Source organism: Streptomyces sp. URMC 127, from assembly GCF_051386535.1.
Taxonomy (GTDB): Bacteria; Actinomycetota; Actinomycetes; order Streptomycetales; family Streptomycetaceae; genus Streptomyces.
Genome location: NZ_JBPQTW010000011.1, coordinates 21878 through 44021, shown reverse-complemented (window position 1 = coordinate 44021; position 22144 = coordinate 21878). Strand labels below are relative to the sequence as shown.

Here is a 22144-nt window from a genome sequence, read left to right as displayed (position 1 = left end):
ATTCCACCACTGTGAACAGGGTGCTGAAGCGTCGGGCCTGGCGTCCAGTCCGGGCATGCCGTCTGATCCGGTGCTTTCATGCGAAGCCCGGCGGGCTGCTCACCCCTTCCGGACCGATCAAACCCACAGCCGGTGTCTGCCGTCTTGGCTGTGCCGATCGTGGGCCGTTGTTTAACTGTTCCGGTGGCTATTGAACTGATGTTACTGTGCCGGGTTTCCTACCGTGACCGTGAGATCACCGCGCCCGGGCTGCGGGGCCTGCTGGCTCTTCTGGCGGGGGATCTGCGTACGGGATGCAGTACGGCTTCCCTGGTGGACGGCCTCTGGACGGACTCCGAGCCGCGGAATCCGGTGAAGGCGTTGCAGACTCTCATTGCGCGTGCTCGTAGCCTCCTTGGCGCCGGCGTGATCGCCGGTACCGCGACCGGCTATCGCCTCACGCTAAGTGAGGAGCAGGTCGATAGCTCCGCTGTCCTGCTCCGTGCGGCGGCGGGTGCCGAGCGGCTGCGGGCCGGTGATCTCGCGGCGGCGCTTGGGGAGGCTGAGGAGGGTCTGGCGTTATGGGGTGCCGGTGCCGGTGCCGGTGCCGGTGTCAGTGCCGTTGGCGTTGGCGTTGGCGGTGGCGGTGGCGTGCGGTGCGAGGAACCCGTCGTAGGCGACCCGGTGTCCGCCCTACGCGCGCAGCGCATCCCGGCGTACTGGTCGCTGGTGCGCATCCGCGCCCTGGCGCTCGCGCGGCTCGACCGCCGGGCCGAGGCGGTCGACCCGCTCACGCACCTGGTGGGGGAACTGCCGCGGGACGAGGAGGTGCTGCTGGAACTGGTGCGTTGCCAGGCGGCCACGTCAGGGCCCGCCACCGCTCTGGCCACCTACGACGGTTACCGTTGCAGGCTGCGGGAGGAGCTCGGCGCTGACCCGGGGCCGGCGCTGCAGGGCGTACATCAGGAACTGCTGCGGGCAACAGAGCCCCCCGTACGCCGCGGGCTCTGCCACGATCCCAACCCGTTGCTGGGTCGCGATGCCGACACGGCCGCGGTGGCGGCGTTGATGCGGAACTCCCGGGTCACGTCAATCGTCGGGCCGGGAGGTTTGGGTAAGACCCGCCTCGCGCACGTGGTGAGCCGTCAGGCGGAGCAGCGGGTGGTGCACCTGGTCGGACTCGCCGGTATCACCAGCGACGCGGACGTGGCCGGTGAGGTCGCCTCGGCTCTTGGAGTCGGCGAGTCACTGCACCTGCACACACTCCCGCCGGCCGTCCCCGCCGATGTCCTGGCCGGCATCGTCGGCGCGCTGGGGCCCGGACCCGCGCTGCTGGTCCTCGACAACTGTGAGCACGTGATCGTCGGTGTCGCGCAGCTGGTGCAGGCTCTGGTGTCGGTGGTCGGTGACCTGCGGGTGCTCACCACCAGCCGGGCGCCGCTCGGCATCTCTGCCGAAGCGGTGTACCTGCTGCCGGAACTGGATCTACCGACGACTGTCGAGTTGTTCCGGCAGCGGGCCCGGGCCGCCCGTCCCACCACTGACCTGCCCACTGCGACGGTGGTCGAGCTCTGCCGCCGTCTGGACGGACTGCCTCTGGCCGCCGAGCTGGCGGCGGCCCGCGTACGCGTCATGACGGTCGGTGAGATCAGCAGCCGGCTGGCGGACCGGTTCGCTCTGCTACGGGGCGGGGCGCGGGACGCCCCGCCCCGTCACCGTACCCTGCACGCCGTCGTCGACTGGAGCTGGAATCTCCTGGATGCGGCGGGGCAGGCGGCGCTGCGCGCGCTGTCGGTCTTTCCGGGCGGTTTCACGGCGGACGCAGCCCGGACACTGCTCGATGACGAGGAGCTCTCCGGCGGCCTGTTCCGCGGCGCCGACGTGCTGGAGGTGCTCACGGACCTGGTGGACCAGTCACTGGTCAGGGTGGTGGACACGGCCTCCGGCGCGCGCTTTTCCATGCTGGAGACGGTACGGGAGTTCGCCACAGCCCAGCGGGCGCGGTCAGGCGAGGACGACTGCGTGACCCGCCAGTACCTGGCATGGGCCCGAGATTTCGGCAGGCGGCACCACGACACGCTCTTCGCCGCCGACGCCTTGGGGGCTTGGGAGCGGATCAGAGCTGAACAGGACAATCTCCTCAAGGCGCTGCGGCTCGGTCTCGCCCGCGAGGACGGCGCCACCGTCGCGGCCTCCACCGCAGTGCTGGCCACCTTGTGGACCACCGAGGTCAACTATGCCCGCCTCCTCCCGCTCGCCCAGGACGCCGGGCCACTCCTCTCCCACTTCCGGCCCTCGCCCGACTTCGTCGAGGTCACCCGGACCGCCGCGGCCATGTGCGCCATCAACCTGTTCCTGGGATTCGCCCCCGGAGCAGCGCGCAACCTCGTCGCCCTGCGCCGGCTGCCGCCGGCCTCACCCGACACCCTCGTCGGCGCCATATCGACCGTACTGTGCGCCCTGCCCGAACTCCTGGACCCCGATCATGCGGTGCTTGACGCCCTGTGCGACCGCAACGAGCCACTGCTCGTCGGCGCGGCCAACTGCGCGGCCAGCCTCGTGTGGGAGAACGCCTACGATTCCGACCGCGCTCTGGCAGCGGCCCAGCGGATGCTCGACTCCTTCCAAGGAGTGCGCATCCCCTGGATCCAGGTCCTGGCCCCCGCCCGGGCGGCCCGGCTGTGCCTGCGCGTTGAGCAGGGCCACGAAGCACTGCACCACCTGCAAGCGGCACTGCAGGTCCTTCAGGAGCTCGGCGTCCAAGGCGCTGACCGGGCCGGTATCCGCTGGGGCATGGCGCTTGCCGGCCTGCACACCGGTGACCTCGACCAGGCCGAGCACTGGGTGGCACAGGCGATGCTGACCCAGCCGCAGGAGACACCGGACATCCGCTCGCCCGGCCTTGGCATACGGGCCGAAATCGCCCTGGCCCGCGGCGACACCGAAGCCGGCCTGCGCCTGTGGCACCAGGCGGCGGAGGCAGTAGGAGGCAGCGTCGGCCCGGTCTTCGGCCTCGAAACGGACATGGAACCCTGGGCTCTGGAAATCCAGGCCGCCGCCGTGACCGCCCACGCGCGCCACGGTCGCATCGACCTTGTCGAGGACCTCATCACCACTCTCCAGGACCGGCTTCCGGCGCTCTGCACGCCTCGCGCCGCCGCCCCGCTACGGCCGGGCAGGAGGGAACTGGTGAACCTGCCGCTGTGCGGCGCGCTGCTGCTCGCCCTCGGCATGGCTGACCTCGACCACGGCCTGCGCGCCGGCAACGCGCACCGCACCAGGTCGGGAACGCGGCTGGTCGCTTTGGCCGAGCGCTTGCGCTACCTGCGCGTCTTCCAGCCGACCATGTCCCGTGAACTGGCCCGGCAAGCAGCTGAAGAAGCCGACGGGGCGGCATACGCCGAGGCGGTCTCGGCGTATGCCGCCCTGGACCGGGACGCACTACGGGCCGCCGCGCTGACGGCGTTGCGGGAACGCGACGTGGCCTGAAGCCACAGTGAAGCCGCGCTGAAGCCGCTGTGAAGCCCACGGGCGGCACGCTCTGCGCAGACGTCGCGAGATGTCCGATCTCACATGAAGAGATTCCAGGAATCCCAGGAACCCCAGGGAGCGCAGGCGCATGCCTCCCGCCCTGGGACAACAACGTCGTAGGAGGACGCAACAGATGAACGCTAGGAAATGGGCCTTAACCCTTTCCGCACTCACCGCAGCTGCCGCGGTGGGCATCCCCTCGGTTAGCGCACAGGCCGCAACCCGGCACGTGGGCGACCGGTGCACCAGTGACGACTACACCACCTGTGCCGGGTCGGCCTCCTTCATCAAGCAGGGGGACCACATGCTGATCTGGGACAACAAGGCTGACGGGCACTCCGTCGTCGTCATCGGAGACCGCTCCGACGGGCTGCCGCTGAAGCTGTGGAACCACTCCGGCTCCGACGGCGACGGGAAGGTCGACCACAACCTGAACCTGCCCGAGAACGGCTGGATCCGCTACAAGGTCTGCCTGGGCGAGTACAGCACCAAGAAGGTCATCACCAGCACCTGCTCCGCCAGCAAGACGGAGAACGCTTCGTAGCGCAAGGCGCTGGTGCCCATACGGGGGAGGGGGAACCGGCTGGTGGCGACTTCGGCCGCCACCAGCCGGCACAGACAACAGACACGGCGCGAGCCGTACGGGACTTCCGTCATCGGACGTCCCCAGCTCCGGCGGGCGTGAGGCCCGACGATGACGTTCATCCCCGGCACCCTTGCTCCCCACGGTTCATGCCGCCCGACGACGCCTGGCCGGGCAGCTCCCGGCTCGGCCTACCCCCTCCCCGCGCTCGCTGTGAGGGGTCCCGCGTTCCGGAACACCGGGTACAGCCTTCCCGGCCGTCGCTGTGCGGGGTGCTTCCAAATGCCCAGGGAGCAGGCGGTAGTCGGCGGCCAGGAACTTCTCCAGCACCTTCACCACCTCCCGGTCCGTCCCTCCGGCTCCGCATACAGCCACGCCGCGACGTACAAGGGCGCACAAGTCCCCGGACCAGTGGTGCTCGGTGCTGAGGTCCGGCGACGCAGCCGCACAGCGGCACGTCCAACCCGCGACGTCGTCACGGGTTGTCAGATCCGTTGGCAAGTGAGTGCCGGTACCGGGAGCGGCGGCGACCGCTCTTATTCTTCACTAAGAACGTCCCTTTAGCGTCTCGTTCATTTCGACGGCAAGCTGGCCGGGGTGAACCTTCCTGAGACCGCGGTCGAGGTGGACACCAAGCAGGATCAGACCAAGTACAACTCGAAGTTCTACATCGATGCCGAGATCGACAACATGCGCTACGGCAAGAAGGTCTTCACCAACACGCAGTTCATCCAGTACATCAACTTCCTGCCGGACGACGACCACCAGCGCATGAAGGAGATGTTCGACCTCGCCAGGGACAAGAAGATCGGCATCGGAGGACCGGACACCCTGCCGGACCGGAAGTACCAGATGGAGAACTCCTACAAGTTCCTCCACGAGTACAAGGACGCCCTCCCCCTCGTCGCGATGGCCGTCCAGGAACCCGACATCAACGCCAAGGACCCCAAGACCGGCAAGCCGTACACCCGCGAACGGTTCACCGACTTCGCCCACGACTACCTCGGTGCCCGCCACCTGTTCTGGACCACGGAAGCAGACTGGCTGCAGAAGCCCCCGGCATGACACATGCCCGAGTACGGCTCCTCGGACCCGTGTGAGTGACCAAGCGCTCCCGGGGTGACACAACCTCGCGATGTGATCACCACGTAACCAACGGGAATTGCGCAGCAGACTCGTGAACACCCTCAAAACAAGGCCAGGCCACTGGAGGCGATACGCCCGAAGGGCGCCCCCGCAGGGGCGCCCTGAACCATGCCTGCCTGCCGCCCCCGGGCAGCCGGGTCAGCCTTGGAACGAAACCGGGCTGATTCCTGAGAACCCCGGGAGGCAGCAACAGGCCCGCGCCGCTGTATGGCAGTGCACGTAAAGGATGGGCTGGCCGGACTGACGATGGGTCTGCCTGTCCCGGAAAGTGCGGAAGAAGGACGGTTGCAGGGCTGGCCGAGTATGCCAGCCAGTTCCTGCCGCATTCCTGGTGGGTCATCTGCTCCACCGACTGCTTGCCCGTCATCGTCGTCTGTCGTCGAAGCTGGATTGATCAGGCGGTTGCAGCGAGCGGCTCCTTCTTGCGTCAGACGAAGTGCTTGGCTGGTAGGAGTCTGAGCTGGGCAGCCGGATGCGTGTCGGCGCGGGACGAGCGGGGTCCCGCAGAGGACGCAGTCGCCGGACTGGAAGCTTCTGACACGCTCACAGCTCACAGCTGTGAGCCTCACATGCTGTTTCCCCAGGTAGACGGGCTGAACTGTGAGACCTGTCAGCTGTGAGCAAGCCTCAATCGCAACGACACCAGCCAACCTTGGCCTGTCCGTCCGGGACAGGCCACGGCAGGTCAGGTAGGGCAGCACCTGTGGGTGAGGCCCTCCGCGGGGGCCAGGCCGGGCCGGAGGTATGAGGCGCATGCGCGGGGGTCTTAGAACCCGGATCATCAGGGGGCCGGAGGGTGCTGAGAGAGCGGACATGTCCGCAAGAAGCACGGGCGGTGACTCCCTCATCGAGCGATGGGGTAATGCAGGTTATGAGGATATCCAGTGATCGATGCAGGCGTCGGCGACACAGATTGTGAATCACAACTGGGGGAGGGTAGATATGATCACTTGCATGGGCCCAAAAGGACAAGCACCGGGATGTCCTGGTCGGGTGAGCCCGGCCCCCAGAGTGGCGGCATTAGGGCTACCTTGCAACCCTGCTGATCGTGAATGAAGAGCCCTCGCACTGAGCGGCCGTTCTGATGGTTAGGGAACCAAATGCAGAGGATCCATCTGACTGTTCGAGATAAGGCAACAGGGCTTGAGGGGGGTGCCCTGGGAATCGCCGCCTGTCAGTCCGTGAGCACTTTTCGGTAGTCGCCCGGAACGCGCGCGGCCTCACTCCACGCTCAGCCACTCGGAAGCCACCGCAGGTCGAACTTGGGACGCTAACGGCAAGTGCGTCAAGAAGCACAACTAACATCTGCTGGGCACCCGTCGCTGCGCGGTCATGCAAGCACCTCTGTAACACCATTAACTGCACTTCTCGCGATACCGAGCCCTGCAGGGTCGCCGTCCTAGCCGGCTCTACTTCGTACTCTGGCTATCCGCGGCTACTCAGTTGCGGAATTGCGGGCATAGTGCTTCGTCGGATACCGGGCGGAACAACTACGCCTGGAGGTGCTCGCCCTGAATTTCTGCGTACCGGATAGCCGTGATCGCTTGCCAGTCGGCAGTTCTGCGGCGCGTTGCTCAGCGAAAGGTCGGTCTTGCGGAGAAGTGCGTGAGGGATCGGGCTGGCCGCGGAGTGAACTGTCGGGGGAAGCCTATCGGTCAGGGCGTGATGGAGGTCTCCCCATAGTGGCGCCGCGCTGGAACTGTTCGGCCGCGAGCGGGCCAGGCATGCCAGCTGGCGGCTGGTAAGCCGGAGCCGTCGTTCGCGGTGTCAGAAGCTGCGAGGGCTAACAGGCCACTCCTTACGGCTGTCAGAGCGGCATGAGAGCCTCCTGACATGAGTTACGACCTGGCTGTTTGGGAAGGCGCACGACCGGCGGACGACAAGAGCGCCCGCCGGACCTTCAGCGACCTGTACGACCGTTATCTCGACGGCGAGGTCAAGGAGCCTCCGTTCGAACGCATCACGGCCTACGTCGCGGCACTGCTTGAGCGATGGTGCGACCTCGCCGAGGACGAGGAGGACACCTCACCCTGGTCGACCAGCCCGCTGATCAGCGGGGCGAGTGGTCCACTGATCTACTTCCCCATGCGATTCAGCATGGCCGAGGAGGCATCGGACTACGCGGCAGCCATGGCACAGTCCATGGGGTTGATCTGCTTCGATGTGCAGCAGGACCGGCTCAGGCCATGAGCAGGGTGGCCAAACGGCGGTAGCCAATGAGGGCCGCGGCTACGCCGACGAAGCCGAGGAAGTTTTCGGCCTTGCATTCGTAGCGTCGGTGGAGCCGTCCGCAGTCGGCCAGCCAAGTCACGGTTCTCTCGACGACCCAGCGGTGCCGGCCCAGCCGTTGTCAGGACTCGACGCCCTTGCGCGCGATGCGGCGGTGGATGCCCCGCCGATGGAGCCGTCGGCGCAGGTGGTCGTAGTCGTAGCCCTTGTCCGCGTGCAGTTCCCGGCCGCCGACGTCGGGGGCCGTGGCGGGACCGGAGGGGCGGGATGCCACGCACGAGCGGCTCCACGCCTGGCTGTCGAGCAGGTTCGCCCCGGAGATGCCCAAGGACAGCGGCAGTCCATTCCGGACGCCCGCCGGCCGGGGGTGCTGTGCTGACTGGGCTGGCGTGCCGAGCGCGGATACAACGGACCGGCGGTCCCGGCCTGGGCGAAGCGGCTGACTCTGCCGGACTGGGAGACTCCGGCCCGGTCGAAAATGGCCATCGACCAGCTGATCGCCCGCCGCGTAGCCCACCCGCGAGAGAAGACGCTGTGGCGGATGCTTTACGAGACCTGCGCGCGGGCGGAGGTGATTTTCGGTGTCACCATCTAGGAGCCGGCCTGGCCGGCCGTCGTGCACCGGTGAAGGCAGGCCGCGCGGCCTCGTACCCGGGTGGTGGCGCCCCGCGCGAGGCTTCGTGCTGGAGCCCGCCTTCTGGGACGCCGGCACCGCTCGCCTGCTGCCCCGCCTGATCAGGGGGCGTACACGCGGGCCGGTGTTCGTCACCCACCGCAAGCCGGGCCCCGGCAAGGTCGTCAGCCCGCGCGATGGTCGTACGGGCAGGCCCCTGCTCTGCTCGACGCCTATACCGCGCTTGTCGGCGGTCCGGGCACGGGCTGGGGCCTGCATGAATGGCGCCACTCCGGGCTCTCCCATCTCGGCGAGGGGGGCCAGCCTGCCGCTGCTTATGGCCAAGTCACGGCACAGGAAGCCCGAGAACGCGCGGTGCTGCTTCCACCTCTCGGCGGAGGCGAGTGGCTGGCCGGTGGGGCCTCTGCGGGCAGGGATGCCGTTTATTCTCAGGTTCACCGGGGTCAGGACGACGGCGAACCTGATTCAGAATGGGATCGATTCGCCCTGCGGAAGACGGGGCTCGGCCCCGGTCAGTGTGACCGGGGCCGGGTGGTGTGCAGTAGGACGCATCAAGGGCGGCCGAGGGCACGATGGGCCCATCCGGCTTGGCGCCAGCGGGCGGGGTCGAGGGTGCCGCATCCGTCGATGACCTTGGCTTGCGCCACGCGGGTCGCGAGCTGTTCAGGACTGATGCCTGTGAACTCGGGTCACTCGGTCAGGTGCAGCAGAAGGTCGGCGCGTTCGGCGGCGTCGAAGGCGTTGTCCGCGTAGTCGAGCTCGGGGTGGTCCTTGCGGGCGTTGTCGAGGGCTTTGGGGTCATAGAGCGTGACCTCGGCGCCGAGCCGGTGCAGCTTGGCGGCGACGGCGAGGGCGGGCGAGTCGCGGTTGTCGTCGCTGTGAGGTTTGAAGGCCGCCCCCCAGACGGCTATGCGCTTGCCCTTGAACGTGCCGCCGAGCTGTTCGCGGGCGATCGCGGCCTGCAGGTGGTCGTAACGGATCCGGCCGCGCGGGATGCCGCCCAGCATTCGGGAGGCATGCACTGTCCTTCGAAGAACGCCTCCTGGCCGGCCGGTGCGAATACCCGGGCCACCGCCTTGCCGGAGAAGGACAGCGCAGCGAGAACAGGTAGACCTTGATCATTTGCCAATCATCTGGAACTCCCCGAAGTCCACCTCTGCTTCGGCTCGGGGAAGATGCGTCTGCGGCACAAACATTGCCTGCGGCCCCAGGCCCGCCTCCCGCCGCACCTCCGCACGTCTGGACTTCACGTAGAGGCGGACCACCGGATACGAGATGTCGCCGGCGCCGTGCTCGTCGACCAGCCGATCGAAGACCCGCTGAGCAGTGTGTCGCTGCTTGGCCGGCGCATCCAGGTCCGCCTGCAGCATGCCGTCGATCAGCGGCTTGTAGGGATCCAGCCGTGACTCCCGCTGCCGCGGCGTCTCCCGCAGCCCCGGCCACTGGCTGTCCGGGGCCCGGCGGACCGTCCGCCAGGTGTACTTCTGCTGCAATGCCTGCTAGGGCAGCCCCTCGTGCTGGTGGTCACGGCGTATCGCGGCGTACAGATCAACCTCCGACTGAGATTTCCCCATCAGGCTCCTTACGGCAGAAGCACACCCTCTACCGTCCCCACCGCAAGCCCCAGAGTGACGTCAAAACAAACGGACATCGCAAACTCGGTCAGAGCACGACTCCCACAGTCGCATCGAAACGACTCCCGCCCCGGATACATAGCCAGGGGCGGATCTCGGTACCCGTGGCACAGGTGGCCGGTATGGTTAGAACCTTGCTGCGAGTGTCGTGTTGGGCTTATGGGTGAGCTGTTTCGGGAGTCCGATAGGTGAGGTTTGTCTGAGTCTTTGCAAGTGGGTAAAAACCGGTCTGGGCTCTGCTGAAAGCCCTGGTGGTCGAGTGTGCTCCCCGCGCACGCGGGGATGGTCCCGGCGGTTTGTCCTTCGTCCACCAGAACCAGCCGTGCTCCCCGCGCACGCGGGGATGGTCCCGGTGGAGTTCATGAGCTCAGCGGACGATGTGGCTGCTTGCCGTGTGCGTGGGGATGGTCCTCCTTGCGCTGGACGAGTGAGAACGGAGGCGTGTGCTCCCCGCGCCTGTCAGCAATGCGGGCATCGTGCGCAGTGGCCCTTCGGGCACGTTGACATCTGAGAGGGCGGGGATCGGGCTTCCGGGGTGCTGCCGGTCTGACCGCCCCGTCTTGTTGACTTGGGCTGCATTTCCCCTTATTTGGAGGCGGTCGGCGGCGTGGTCGTGAACGTCGGTACCTGATCGGGGGCGGCCGGCTGGTGTTCGGCCGGGCGGTTGCGGTGTGCCGGGCGTCCCTGGTCGAGGGAGCCCGGCCATCCTGCCTGATGTCTGCAGCATCCTGATGCCTGCAGGGAATGGAGAAGTGAGCGGGCGCGCAGGGCCCGGGATGCCGCCGGCCCCCGGCCTCGCTCGCTTGGTGATCAATGATGTCAAGGGCCGCAGAACTCTGCTTCGACGGCCGCTTGCTCCAGCGCCGGATCGCCCCAGTCGCTGTTGCGGTTGAGCGTGATGACGTGCCGGCCGTCGGCGGTGGCGGCCGTCCGGGTCATGGAGCCGGGGATCTCGCTGGAGTGTCCCCAGACTTTCACACCGCATGCCTTGAGCGTCTGCGATCTGACTCCGAGTCCGTAGGACCTGCCGTCGCCGATGTCGCGGCCCGTGAACATCTCCTTCTGCTGGGCGGGAGGAAGCAGCCTGCCGCGTAGGAGGGCGCGCATGAAGATGTTCAGGTCATGGACGGTGGAGATCATCTCGCCGGAGGCTCCGGAGACCGAGGGGTTGAAGTCGGTGACGTCATGGACCTCGGCGGTGGGTCCGGTCTCGTAGAGCCGGGAGTAGTGCCGCCCGTGCGGGCTGGGCACTAACGGTGATGTGCCGGGAAACGAGGTGCCGCGCAGCCCGAGGGGTTTGATGATGCGCCGCTGTGCTTCGGCGGCGTAGCTGTTGCCTGTGGCTTTCTCGATGACCATGCCGGCCAGGATGTAGTTGGTGTTGGAGTAGGACCAGTCGGCGCCGGGGGTGAAGAGCGGTGGATGAGCCAGCCCGGTCCGTAGCAGTTCGCGTGGGGTGGCGCCGTCGTAGCGGTGGGCGAAGAACGCCTTGCCGGTGAACTTGGCGCGGAAGGCGTCGTCCTTGATGTAGTCGTAGAGCCCGCTGGTGTGCTGGAGCAGTTGACGCAGGGTGATGCGGCGCCCGTCGTTGCCGTTGCCGCGCACCATGCCGGGCAGCCACGTGTCCACCGTATCGTCGATCGACAGACCGTATTGGGGTTCGGCGGTGAGCTGCAGCAGGACCGTTGCGACGAAGGGCTTGGTCAGGCTGCCGGCGCGGAGCCGGTCCTGCGGCATACGCGGGCGGCCGGTGTGCAGGTCCGCCACGCCGGACGTGCCGTGCCAGACCTCGTCCGAACGGTCGACGCGGGCCAGGGCTCCGGGAGTTCCGGCGCGAGTGATTGCGTCCAGGGCGTCCTGCGTCGCGGTGTGAGTGGAGTGAGCCGCGCGGTGTGAAGCCGCGCCCGGCGCGGCGGTGGCCGGGACGGCGGCGGTCGCGGCGAGGGCTCCTGTCAGTGCCAGGGTTACCAGAGTGCGGGATAAGACGTGCGTGGCCATGTGGGGCTCTCCATCTCTCGGTTGCGTGTGATACCCGAGAGGACTTCTGGCTGGCGTGGTGGGTTGACGGTCTGCCGCCGCTTCCATCCCTGATTCGACCCGGAGAACCCCCTGACACGTCCCTGAGGGACCGCCGAGCTGGAGGTGCGGGGCTCAGACGTTGACGCCGTAGTCCTTGGCGATTCCGGCGAGCCCGGATGCGTAACCCTGGCCGATCGCGCGGAACTTCCACTTCCCTTCGCGCCGGTAGAGCTGTCCGGACACCATCGCGGTCTGGACGTGCGCGTCCGCGCTCAACTCGATGCGGCACATCTCCATACCCGTAGCCTGGTGCCCCACCCGGATGAACGCGTCACGTACCCGGACAAAGGTGCTGACCGCTCCGCCTTCGTTGTGGATCGACACCACGAACGCAACCGACCCGGTCGGCGCGGGCAGGGATTGAAGACGACGGCGATCTGCTCGCAACACCCTCGCCCTCGCCGGTATTGTTTTCGCCGGTGTGAAGGACCGAGTTCTCAGGCGTGGTCGGGTAGTTGACGAACATGAAGTGCCCATCCGGCAGGCCGCGCAGGATCCAAGCGAGGCGGGTGATGCCGTAACCGGCGTTGCCTACGATGACGATCTCCCGATCGCCGGACACCCACTGCCCAGCCGCGATCAACTGCTCGACCGCGGCACCGGGGCTGGGTGGCGGTCACGGCGTGGCGTCATCAGTCGGTCCCAGGCGGGCCACCTCTACGATCGTGGTTCAAGAGGTGCGGCCAGGCTCCAGGACGGCGACGAAGGAGTAGGGCCAGCCTGGGATGAACTGTGACGCGGACTTCGCACGACCGTAGCCATGGCAGAACAGCCGCTCTGCAGAGCACGGCGCGTAGGAACGCAGCCACGGTGAGATGTCAACGGCCAGGACCAGGTGCCCCTCCGGGAGCCGCGGCAGCGGCAGGCCGGCCAGTACACTCCGCAGCTGCTCGATGTCGATGCGCCCCTTGTTCAGGCGCCCCGTACAACCAGGCCGTGACCACGCCAGTGCTCAGACGTGAGCGTCAGATCCACCGGGGGTATCACCGGGTCGTCCGCTACACACCCAGCACCGCGTCCGCGAGGTCGATCAGCTCATCCCGCCGGGCGGTCAGACACGCAGAGAAGTCACCCCGGAACCGGGACACGTGGGCCAACTCATCCCGACCGGACCCTCTGGCAGAACCATGTTCATATCCTTTGCGCTGATCAGATGGCCTTTTCGACAGGGCGCACGAGCGCGCGAAGAACGTCTGCATCACCGGCGAACAGCGCGGGCCGACTCAAGTACGAACCACGTCCGAGGTTCTCGGACGGCCTGCCCCGGCCTGCCCGGGCTATTTTCCCTGACGGGGCCGCCCCTCAATCGGGATGCTGACGCGAGCAGCTCCGGCGTCGATCATTAGGCTCCCGCATATGACCAGTGATCACGGATTCACCTGCTCGTACTGCGGCGAGCACCATGCGGAAACGCCGATGAACTACGCGACCTCGGCCCCCTACGTGTGGGACGAGAGGTTCGCGGACGCACCGGACAGCCTGCTCTCCTCCGATCAGTGCGTCATCCAGGCACAGCACTACTTCGTCAAGGGGCTGATCGAGATACCGGTCATCGGCAGCAATGAGGTGTTTTCGTGGGCGGTCTGGGTCTCTCTGAGCCGGGAAAATTTCTCCCGTACCGCAGACCTCTGGGACAGTCCGGAGCGCGAAGCCGAAGAGCCGTACTTCGGATGGCTGAGCACCGAGCTCGGCCTCTACTCGCCCAGCACCATCAACCTGAAGACCCACGTCCACACCAGGCAGGTCGGTCGGCGTCCGTTCATCGAGCTGGAGCCCACCGACCACCCCCTCGCCGTCGAGCAGCGCACCGGCATCACCATGGACCGCGTACGCCAGATCGCCGAAATCGTCCTCCACTCAGCAAATTAGCCGACGAGCGGAACCCTGGACTCTACGTGACGCCCGAAGACAAAGATCAAGATCAGAGGGCGTGTGAGAAGTCGGTGACCTGGCTGGTTGGCCGCCCGGGGAAGTGGCGGGCGGCCAACCAGATGGTGAGGTTGCGGGCGATGTCGTTGATGCTGGTCGCGGTGGTGACCTCGTGTCCGTTTCGGGTGGTGTCACGGCGGACGACCTCGTAACCGCCTCCGTCCAGGACGGCCACGGAGGCGAACCAGACTGGCTCGTCCTCGTTGGGCTGGACGACCGCAAAGGTGTTGTCGGAGTCGTTGAGGTCGCTGATCATCACGAACAGTGCGTCCTCGGAGGGGTTCTCGAGGCGATCACCGTTCTCGCTGTCGGCGCCGTAGTACTGAGCCCCCATCGTTGCTTCTCCCTCGCCCTGTTTACTTCGGTCACGGTCAGCAGGGCATGCGGAACCGCGGACTCAGGCCCGTAATAGCCATGCGCGCCGATCGCGGCGATCAGTGCGGTGGCCTCGAACCGGATCGCGAGTCTGTTCGAACCGGGTGGCCATTGCCCGGTTGCGCTTCAGCCGGTTGATTCCACACCAGGCCGCGTGCCGGGCCTTGTGGACTTCGCGGTCGAAGGCCGGAGGCCGCCCGTCGGCTGGGTGGCCTTCTACGGCGATGAGCACCAGGTGGTGGCGCTTGCCGGGATAGCGGGGCGGCTGCGGTCGCCGACCGGGCGGAGTTTGTGGTGCCGGCCTCCGTTTTGTTGGCGGCCCGGGCTTCGTTGTGCCGGCACCGCGCCGCTGCCGGAGCCGGAGCCGAGTTGGGTGTCCGGCCGGTGGTGGGCGGGCCACGGGGGTCGGCGTGGTGCCGGTGGTTCCCGTGGCCCGCCCGGGTGTGCGGTGTGCGGTTACAGGGTGAGCAGTGCGCGGTGGGCGATGTCGGTGCCCATGCCCTGGAGCGGTCTGAGGGCCAGACGTACCAGGGCGAGCGGGTTGTCGTCGCCCGCGATGCGGTTGGCGCTCAGCTCACCGCAGCGCAAGCACTGATGGATGAGCATCCATTCGCCGTCGGGGCGTGCGGACATGCTCACCGCTTCCATGCGGCCCCGGCAGGAGGCGGCCCGGTCGCCCGGAATGCGGGCGTCGACGTGCAGGCTCACCAGGCAGTTGGGGCAGTGGTTGCGGTGCCCGGTGCCCGGCGCGTCGAGGGACACGTCCAGGCGGCATCCGGCGCATTTGAAGTCGTGCGCGCGGTGCCCGCCGTGCTCGTGGAGCACGTCCTTGTGCCGCTGCGGACGCGGACGACGGCGCGCAGAAGCCTGTGCTCGGTTGGTGTTGCGCCGAGGCATGGCGATCTCCTCCTTCCTGGTTACAGGGCACCGAGCGCTTCGAGCGGGAACGGCGGTTGGGCGAGCGGGCGGACGGCCATGCGCATCAGGACGAGCTGGTTGTCGTCCGTGCAGACCGGGTTGGAGGTGAGTTCGTCGCAGCGTACGCAGCGGTGGATGAGCATCCAGTCGCCGGTGCGCAGCACGGCGATGGAGATCGGCGACATCCGGCCGTGGCAGTCGCTGGGGCCGCCCTCGACGTGGTCGGTGACGTGACGCGACTGCAGACAGGACGGGCAGTGGTTGCGACGAGAGCCGTCGGCGGTCGCGGACACGGTCAGACCGCACCACGCGCAGGTGAAGGTTTCGACGGCGAGGGTGTCGAGGGTGTGGTTGATGGACACCCGGGTGCTCCTTGCTGAGAAGTCAGGCATGACAGCAAAGGCAGGCCGAGCGGCCTCGACGAGGGAGAGCCCACACGGGCGCACTGCAGCTTCCCGAGGAAGCGGGGCGCGGGGTATGGACTGGGACACCGGAAAATCGCGTCCGGCAGGCGCGCGCAGACAGCGCGGCGGAAGCAGACGGACGCTTACGCGGTGTGCAGCGAGGCTCGCTCGGCGCGGGCCGGGGTCATCAAAACACTCTTTCTAAGGCACGAGGCCCAGAGACCGGGCGTACGCGGGTACGTCCGGTATGCGATCAAAAGTACGGAATCCAGCATAACCACCTGCTCGCCTCGGTGCCAGTGATTTTTCCGCGGAGATGGCGGAGATGAAGGACAGCCCCGCCATCGGCCATGGGTGTCAGGCTGCTGAGCCAGCGCATCTCGGCGGTGACCTGCGATGGCTGCGGGTGCTTGGCCAGGGACATCGCAGACCGTCGGGGGATCGGGACGCATAGCCCTCGACAAGCAGGATCGAATTGCCCGAACCAAGCCGAAGCCGAAGCCGACCACAGCATCCCTTCGTCTCCCCGCTCATCGCACGGCCCGCCCGCAAGGGAAGAACAGACAGTGGACGTATCTGCTGGGCAGAGGTCGGCATGCTCTCGTTGCGGCGGGAACGGCTTACCGGCCCGGTATCTGGGGTCGGTATCCGCTCCCCAGCGTCGGCAATCTCGCGCCGGACCTCGGCCCGGCAGTGCTCCCCCCGGGCCGCCCCGGTGCCGGCAGCAGCCAAGTACGCCGCCCGGGCGGCGGAGCGGTGCGGGGGCGGCACGGCGACGTACTCGGTACGCCCCCGCCCGGCCCGGGCACTGCCTGCCGGATAGCTCCCCATGCCCTCCGCATGTTTGCGGCGTAAGAACGGCTAGGCCGCCGGTTGTTGAAGGACGGTTAGGCCGCAGTCGTTATGGGGCGGGGCACAGCGAGGCGTACGTGTCGTACGCCGGGTGAGAAGTGGGCGAGTGCGGGGCCGGAGGGTGGGGGTAGTCCGGCCGCTGCTGCCAGGGTCTGGTCGAGGCTGGTGATGACGGCGCGGTGCAGGGGCCATGGCTCGTGCTCGACGGCGATCTCCCACAGCCGCCGGTGCCCGCGTGCCCGGCGGGGGCTGAAGGCACGCCACCGGCCGGTCAGCCACACGTCGAGGGGGCCGGGCAGGAGGGGCGCGCCGGGCCGCACCGTGAGGGCGTACGCGGGCCGGCCGCCCCGGCGTGCGCCCGTGTAGCGCACGACGCCGTCCTGTGCCTCGATGCGCAGTCTGCCCAGGTGGTAGGGCACGCCGATGGCCTGGGCGGCCAGCATCAGGGGCGCGCTGACCTCCAGGGACAGGAACCACAGGCCGTCGCGGCCGTCGGGCAGGCGCACGTAGGTGCGCAGGTTGGTCTCCGGGAAGGAGAACGGCGTGGGCGGAAGTCCGGCGGGCCGTACGGCCGTCATGGCGAACGGTGTGAGGCCGACCCAGGCCACGCCGTCGTGGACATCGACCGTCAGTCCGCGCGGCAGCACCTTCTGCACGGCCGCCGGCTCGTACGGCCAGTGGATGAAGGTCTGGGTCAGCCAGCGGGCCTTGAGCATCGGCAGGCGGACCCGCTCCTCGGCGGTGCGCGAGACCACGGGGGAGCTCCTTTCGCTGGTGGGTCGGCCGGTCCACCGGCCCCCAGGATCAGGGTGCCCGATGTCATAGCTCTTCGCGCAATATCCGGTGTTTCGAGGGCAGTGCGGGCCTTCGGCCAGGTGCGGGTCTTCAGGCAGCGGCCGGTGGACCCCATAGGCGGATGGGCGGGGACGCCGGTCAGGGCCCGTCCGAAGCAGCTCCGCCCCCTACCGCTGCCGGGGACGCGTGGGGGAGCGGTGTGGGAATCCAGCGACCACCGGGCCGTGATCGAGGCGGTGCTCTGGAAACTCGCCACCGGCAGCCGCTGGGAGGACATACCCACCAGCACCGGCTCGTACCTCGCCGTCAGCGGCTGGTACTACGCCTGGGAGCAGGACGGCACCTGGCGGGCGATCTCCCCCAGCGCCCAAGGCCAGGGACACGTAAGCCGGGCTGAACGGGCTGAACGGGCAGAACGGCGAAGCCCGGCCGGTTCTTCGGCTCCGGCTCCGCGGTGCCGTAGCCGCAGGATGCGTCGCCGAGAACCACTCCCCCATGGGGAGTGCGGCCCGAGGGCCGGCAATAGCAAGGCTGATGCGCTCGCGAAAGCGCTGGCGTGCCTGCGGTGCTGACGGCATGATGAACGACGGCATCATCAACCACCCGGTACGCGGTGCCCTGTTCCTCCTGGTGGCCTCACTGGGCCGGCCGCAGTGCTCTACGACCAGGCCGGTGGCCGCCCCCTTGAGGCGAGCGGTTGCTGATCCGGCGCTGGTGGCCGTGTCGGACTTCTCGTCGGGCAGCGTGGAGTCAAGTCCGGACGGCAGCGAGCAGGCGCTCGCGGAGTTCCCGTACAGCCGGCTACGACTCGTGGGGTCGGGCTTCGTGGGCGAGGTCGAGGAAGCGGAGCCGGACGCGGGTGGATTCGGCGTGGGACCCGATGCGGATAGCGCGCAGGCCGGTGGCGCAGGCGGCTTCGAGGTCGTCGACGACCAGGAGGGCGCGGGCGGCGGCGATGGCGTCGAAGGCGCTGGAGCGTGCGCGGGCGGAGTCGCGTTCTGCGGCGGCGGTGCTCAGCATTTCCAGAGCGCTCGTGGCGTGCTGGGGTCGGTCGCTGGTGCGGGAGAGGAAGAGCAGGACTTCGCCGAGGGTGGAGCTGAGTTCCGCGTGGTCGAGGTAGGCGATGTACTCGGGCCGGTCTTCGACGGAGTGCTCGTGGAAGATCTCCTGGCGTGGCGGACGCTGCGCAGGGCTTCAGGGGCGTCGCCCCCCCACGGGGGCCGGACCACATGATCGGTAGAGATCGTCATGGACATCCTGTGGGAAAACATCACCAAACTCTCCGCCGTCTGCCGCAAGGCCGGTGAGCACGTGCCCGAAGCCGAGCTGACCAGCCTCCAGATCGGCAAGGTCGCCGAGGAAGCCGGCGAGGCCATGCACGCCCTCCACGGCCTGAAGGGCCTGACCACCTGCGGCGACGACCACGGCTGGGCCGAGGTCCAGAACGACCTCGTCGGCGCGGTCATCGCCGCCCTGCTCGCTATGCACTACATCGACCCCGACGGCGCCCGCACGACCTTCGACGAGATCTTCCACCGGCGCACCCGCCGCGGCCGCGCCGCCGCTGCTGTCTGACCACAAGCACCCCAACCAGCGGTCGTGTCGTCCACGGACACGGCCACCAGTCCAGTGTCCCCGCTCCCGTCACCCCCACGTCGACGGGACGATGGCACCGGAAAGGAGAAGAGATGACCGACACCCAGCCCCCGGCACAGGCCGTCGCCCTCCGTACCGGGGTCTCTGCACTGATCACCAACCGCCACGGCGAGTACCTGCTCCACCTCCGCGACGACATCCCCGGCATCTGCTGGCCCGGCTACTGGGCCCCGGTCGGCGGCCGCCCCGAACCCGACGAGTCACTCGACGCGGCCATCGCCCGCGAACTCCAGGAAGAGACCGGACTGACCATCCCGCTCACGGCCTTCACCACCGTGGAACAGAAGAACGCCGAACACCTCGGCAAAGGCCCCATCGCCATCTACACCGGCCGCTGGGACGGCGACGCCCACGCCCTCCCGCTCACTGAGGGCATCATGCTGCACTTCTTCCCCGCCACCGTGCTGTCCCGCCTCCGCCTCCCACCGTGGTGCCGAGAAGCCATCCGCCTTCACCAGGGCACATAGGACCGCTGGCCGGCTGCCCCTGGAGCAGGTCGCGCAGGCGCTGCGTGTAAGGAGACGAAGGACGGCTCGGGTCGGAGGCGGTGCAGCGCGTTGACCAGCCGCACCGGCTGGATGGATGCCCGTCCCAGGGCGCGGGCGTACGTGCTCGGCGAAGCACTGCGCTTCTGGCGCCGCGACCCGGGGGCGCTGTTCGTCGGGCTGGGCCGCAGGACGGCCAAGGTCTGGGCGTCGGCGGCGTCCAGGCCCTGGCGTGATGAGCGCGGCCCCCAGCTGGTAGCCCCGCCAGGCAACGCGGTGCGTGCCCAAGGCCCGCCGTAGCCCCGTAAGGGCTCCCGACACGCTGCGCCCTTCGTGCCCGTCGGGCGCCTGAGCCTGCTGCTCGATGGACTCGCGCAGCGCAGCGACGGCGCTGGGAACGACGGCGACGGCCTCGGCGCTCTCCGGGTCGCGCTGGGCCAAATACTCCGGCCAGGACCTCCAGAGCCGTCGCCACGTCCTCCACCGAACTCGGGCTCCAGCCGTCCGGACCGCCGCACCGGCCAGGGCACACGCGGCGAGCACCACTGCCTCGGCGTGCTGCTCCCGTCCCCGCTTCTTCTCGGAGACCGGCTCCCTCACCACCCCGGTCTCATCCCGCCTCGCCCCTGGCGGGCGTGACCACCGTCATGACGCGCGGCACGGTGCGGCCGGACAGCGCGGTGGCAGCGAACACCGCACCAGCTGAAGCCGGTACCCGGCCCGTATCCCGCGCATTCGGTGCACACGAGGAGCCCGTCTGTGTCCTTGCGGCATCGCCACGAGTACGCCGCAGCCTTTCCTCGTGGCCTCCCGACCAGCTTTTGTATACCGACCCAGGAGTTGGCAGACCACCCGAATAGGATGACCTGCATACGCACCGCTTCCGGCCCAGATCCGCCAGGTTCGAGCTGGTGTCTCTTTGAGAGACGTAGAACGCCGGTTCCTCGCGCACTCCTCTCCAGCACGCTTGCCGGACTCGCCCCATCTGGCAGTACTGGTCACGTCCCGGCGTTGTCAGGGCCGCTCTCGCCCTCCCCGTCATCACCCGGATCAGGCTGCCCTCAGCTACCACCTCACCGCAACGACAGCGAGTTGGTGCAGGGTCTTCCTCGACCAGCTCCACCACCGCCTCCAGAACCGTGTTCCCTTCCTTGAGTCGATCGCCTTCCCACAGGCTGCGGGAACCTGATGTGGCTCGCTGATGGAGTTGGCCGCGATTGCGAAAAGGCTCGGTCAGCGGCGAAAAGGCCATCCGCTGAGGACCCTGCTGGCCTCTTCGCTGATCGAGGCGTCAGTGTCCAATAGCAATGCGGAGGCGAGCGCCTCAATCTGTGTGAGGCCCTCGTTGGACTGACAGCAGACATTGAAGATTGCCATGTTGAGATGATCGCCAGTGTCATCGTCCGCGCTCGTGAGCGCGGCCAGGACCATCCGCAATCCGCAGACATCTCCCCGCTTGAGCAAGGCCTCCGCTGTGTCCTGAGTGACTGCAGTGTCATGACCGTCAAGCAGCAGCTGATGCAGTACCTCAGCCACTTCGGCATCCTCTGCCGCTCTCGCCAGACGTCGGCCAGCTGCCGCCCTGATGGACCACGATGCTGAGCGGGCATCCCGAAGGGCTGAACTCAACGTGCTGCCGGAATCAGAGAGGGTCATGGCTTCCATCCTGGCACGACACCTCAGTACACCTCGCCTCGGCCTTCACGGGATCGCGAGCAGCGCTGCCTGAGCGTCCTCGATTGATCTGCCCTCCGTGTAGTTACTCCACCAGCGGCTCGGCTCACCGTCTCTGACGCTCATCCATTCCTGAAAGGAGTCCTGTGGCCTCCATCAGGGACATTGTCTTCGACAGCCCCCATCCGGCTTCGGACCGCACGATTCTGGGCGCAGCCACTGGACGGATACGAGGTTGCGCCGTACGACGAGGAAGAGTTGGCTCGGCTGCGTTCCATTGGAATCAACAATCCGGAGGACGGCCCCACGGTTCTGCTCGTCGCCACGGACTGCAGGCTGCCCCGCATCTTCTTTCAACGGGTGCCGGAGGACAAGCGGGTCAAGAACCGGATTCATCTCGAACCTGGTCGAGACCGATGCGGTCGCGAGGCAAGCGGCTGTGTGCGCGGGGGGCAACGGTTCAGGCCGGGCGTGAGGACTGGATCACGATGCAGGACCCCGATGGCAGCGAGTTCTGCCTCATGCGTTCGTGAGCGGGACCATGTCCCGGCCATGAGGAGCAGCGGGCTCGGAGCTTCGCTGTCATCGCATCGTCGCCATCGTGGTCGTCGAGCTTGTCGAACGTCCCACCGCCCTCGTGGTGCGCTGTCACCGCTGACGTAGACAGGGCCGGGTGCGGCCTCTCGCCCTGCGGGCGAATACTGCAACTCTCGAATACCGACACTCCACCAGTGGCGCCGGCACACCACCGAGGTGATCGTCGGCGGCATCACCGGCACCTGCCGCCGCCCGCAGCTGCTGCTGGGCCGCAACGACGACACCGGCCGCCTGCGCCCGGTGGGCCGGACGGCCCCAGTCAAGCCGTAAGCCGTCCGGCAACTGGCCGGACACCTACGCCCCGCCGGCCCCGGCCACCCGTGAGCGGGATGCGGTTCTTGTCGACATGGGGGAGCCGGGAAGTCCTCGGTCCCGTCCTGGTGGTGCCCGAGCCGGTCGTCGAGGTGCAGGCGGGCACCAGCATCGACAGCGGCACCCACCGGCACCCACTCCGGCTCGGGCGGGTCCGTACTGACGTCACCCCCGAGGACGTCCCGCGCTTCGGCGAAGGCGCCCGGCCCTCAGCCGACTGACACCGGCCGCGGCTCACGACCAGGAGGCAGGCAGCAGGCCCGCGGTGGTATCGGCTGCTTCTGTGACCAGCTGCAGCTCGGTGGGGCGAGTCGGACCGGCGATCGGCCGGC

19 protein-coding genes and 4 pseudogenes are annotated in these 22144 nt (G+C 67.9%); 11 read left to right on the top strand and 12 right to left on the bottom strand.

Annotated elements, in window-relative coordinates:
* The first annotated feature begins 183 nt into the window (after positions 1 to 183).
* The 4 genes from ACSNOH_RS04975 (at position 184) to ACSNOH_RS04960 (ending at position 7429) form a co-directional block, all read left to right on the top strand.
* A complete protein-coding gene (locus ACSNOH_RS04975) occupies positions 184 to 3468 on the top strand; it encodes an AfsR/SARP family transcriptional regulator (RefSeq protein ID WP_436719946.1) in 3285 nt (1094 codons plus the stop codon).
* Between the two features lie 271 nt (positions 3469 to 3739).
* Positions 3740 to 4054 carry a hypothetical protein gene (locus tag ACSNOH_RS04970; protein WP_436719945.1) on the top strand — a complete coding sequence of 105 codons (315 nt, stop codon included), beginning with the start codon at positions 3740 to 3742 and terminating at the stop codon, positions 4052 to 4054.
* 636 nt (positions 4055 to 4690) lie between these two features.
* Positions 4691 to 5158 (top strand): hypothetical protein, encoded by a 468-nt coding sequence (locus ACSNOH_RS04965; RefSeq protein WP_436719944.1) that lies wholly within the window; start codon positions 4691 to 4693, stop codon positions 5156 to 5158.
* Positions 5159 to 7072: 1914 nt separating this feature from the next.
* On the top strand, positions 7073 to 7429 hold the full coding sequence (locus ACSNOH_RS04960) for a hypothetical protein (protein WP_436719943.1): 357 nt from the start codon (positions 7073 to 7075) through the stop codon (positions 7427 to 7429).
* Here ACSNOH_RS04960 and ACSNOH_RS04955 read toward each other — a convergent pair.
* Positions 7419 to 7817: pseudogene (locus ACSNOH_RS04955) on the bottom strand (transposase); the annotation flags it as partial. The gene ACSNOH_RS04960 and the pseudogene ACSNOH_RS04955 sit on opposite strands and share 11 nt — an antisense overlap.
* A gap of 30 nt (positions 7818 to 7847) precedes the next feature.
* Between ACSNOH_RS04955 and ACSNOH_RS04950 the strand changes: the two are divergent.
* Positions 7848 to 8484: pseudogene (locus ACSNOH_RS04950) on the top strand (site-specific integrase); the annotation flags it as partial.
* 307 nt (positions 8485 to 8791) lie between these two features.
* On the opposite strand, the gene ACSNOH_RS04945 reads toward ACSNOH_RS04950, so the two are convergent.
* From ACSNOH_RS04945 to ACSNOH_RS04925, 5 genes and pseudogenes are all read right to left on the bottom strand, one after another.
* Positions 8792 to 9109: a UDP binding domain-containing protein gene (locus tag ACSNOH_RS04945; protein ID WP_436719942.1), complete on the bottom strand. Its 318-nt coding sequence runs from the start codon at positions 9107 to 9109 to the stop codon at positions 8792 to 8794.
* 111 nt (positions 9110 to 9220) lie between these two features.
* Positions 9221 to 9595 (bottom strand): hypothetical protein, encoded by a 375-nt coding sequence (locus ACSNOH_RS04940; RefSeq protein WP_436719941.1) that lies wholly within the window; start codon positions 9593 to 9595, stop codon positions 9221 to 9223.
* Positions 9596 to 10555: 960 nt separating this feature from the next.
* On the bottom strand, positions 10556 to 11734 hold the full coding sequence (locus ACSNOH_RS04935; protein ID WP_436719940.1) for a serine hydrolase domain-containing protein: 1179 nt from the start codon (positions 11732 to 11734) through the stop codon (positions 10556 to 10558).
* Between the two features lie 153 nt (positions 11735 to 11887).
* A complete protein-coding gene (locus ACSNOH_RS04930; protein WP_436719939.1) occupies positions 11888 to 12292 on the bottom strand; it encodes a TerD family protein in 405 nt (134 codons plus the stop codon).
* A gap of 1 nt (position 12293) precedes the next feature.
* A pseudogene (locus ACSNOH_RS04925) lies at positions 12294 to 12912 on the bottom strand (transposase); the annotation flags it as partial.
* Between the two features lie 259 nt (positions 12913 to 13171).
* Between ACSNOH_RS04925 and ACSNOH_RS04920 the strand changes: the two are divergent.
* Positions 13172 to 13684, top strand: a complete 513-nt coding sequence (locus ACSNOH_RS04920) for a DUF2199 domain-containing protein (protein ID WP_436719938.1) — start codon at positions 13172 to 13174, stop codon at positions 13682 to 13684.
* Between the two features lie 52 nt (positions 13685 to 13736).
* Here ACSNOH_RS04920 and ACSNOH_RS04915 read toward each other — a convergent pair whose 3' ends face one another.
* From ACSNOH_RS04915 to ACSNOH_RS04900, 4 genes are all read right to left on the bottom strand, one after another.
* Positions 13737 to 14078, bottom strand: coding sequence for a hypothetical protein (locus ACSNOH_RS04915; RefSeq protein ID WP_436719937.1), 342 nt, complete (start codon positions 14076 to 14078; stop codon positions 13737 to 13739).
* Between the two features lie 497 nt (positions 14079 to 14575).
* A complete protein-coding gene (locus ACSNOH_RS04910) occupies positions 14576 to 15016 on the bottom strand; it encodes an RNHCP domain-containing protein (protein ID WP_436719936.1) in 441 nt (146 codons plus the stop codon).
* Positions 15017 to 15036: 20 nt separating this feature from the next.
* Positions 15037 to 15429, bottom strand: coding sequence for an RNHCP domain-containing protein (locus ACSNOH_RS04905; protein ID WP_436719935.1), 393 nt, complete (start codon positions 15427 to 15429; stop codon positions 15037 to 15039).
* Between the two features lie 899 nt (positions 15430 to 16328).
* Positions 16329 to 17048 (bottom strand): YqjF family protein, encoded by a 720-nt coding sequence (locus tag ACSNOH_RS04900; protein WP_436719934.1) that lies wholly within the window; start codon positions 17046 to 17048, stop codon positions 16329 to 16331.
* Between ACSNOH_RS04900 and ACSNOH_RS04895 the strand changes: the two genes are divergently transcribed.
* Positions 16971 to 17660: a transposase gene (locus ACSNOH_RS04895; protein ID WP_436719933.1), complete on the top strand. Its 690-nt coding sequence runs from the start codon at positions 16971 to 16973 to the stop codon at positions 17658 to 17660. The genes ACSNOH_RS04900 and ACSNOH_RS04895 overlap by 78 nt on opposite strands.
* Before the next feature lie 229 nt (positions 17661 to 17889).
* Here the strand turns inward: ACSNOH_RS04895 and ACSNOH_RS04890 are convergent, their stop codons facing one another.
* On the bottom strand, positions 17890 to 18108 hold the full coding sequence (locus ACSNOH_RS04890; protein ID WP_436719932.1) for a hypothetical protein: 219 nt from the start codon (positions 18106 to 18108) through the stop codon (positions 17890 to 17892).
* Between the two features lie 228 nt (positions 18109 to 18336).
* Between ACSNOH_RS04890 and ACSNOH_RS04885 the strand changes: the two genes are divergently transcribed.
* Positions 18337 to 18663 (top strand): MazG-like family protein, encoded by a 327-nt coding sequence (locus ACSNOH_RS04885; protein ID WP_436719931.1) that lies wholly within the window; start codon positions 18337 to 18339, stop codon positions 18661 to 18663.
* Positions 18664 to 18776: 113 nt separating this feature from the next.
* Positions 18777 to 19211 (top strand): NUDIX domain-containing protein, encoded by a 435-nt coding sequence (locus ACSNOH_RS04880; RefSeq protein ID WP_436719930.1) that lies wholly within the window; start codon positions 18777 to 18779, stop codon positions 19209 to 19211.
* A 1251-nt stretch (positions 19212 to 20462) separates the two neighbouring features.
* Here ACSNOH_RS04880 and ACSNOH_RS04875 read toward each other — a convergent pair.
* On the bottom strand, positions 20463 to 20765 hold the full coding sequence (locus tag ACSNOH_RS04875) for a hypothetical protein (protein ID WP_436719929.1): 303 nt from the start codon (positions 20763 to 20765) through the stop codon (positions 20463 to 20465).
* A gap of 303 nt (positions 20766 to 21068) precedes the next feature.
* Between ACSNOH_RS04875 and ACSNOH_RS04870 the strand changes: the two are divergent.
* Both ACSNOH_RS04870 and ACSNOH_RS04865 read left to right on the top strand, forming a co-directional pair.
* Positions 21069 to 21436, top strand: a pseudogene (locus ACSNOH_RS04870) (VOC family protein).
* A 402-nt stretch (positions 21437 to 21838) separates the two neighbouring features.
* Positions 21839 to 22033, top strand: coding sequence for a hypothetical protein (locus tag ACSNOH_RS04865; RefSeq protein WP_436719928.1), 195 nt, complete (start codon positions 21839 to 21841; stop codon positions 22031 to 22033).
* Positions 22034 to 22144: the final 111 nt, after the last annotated feature.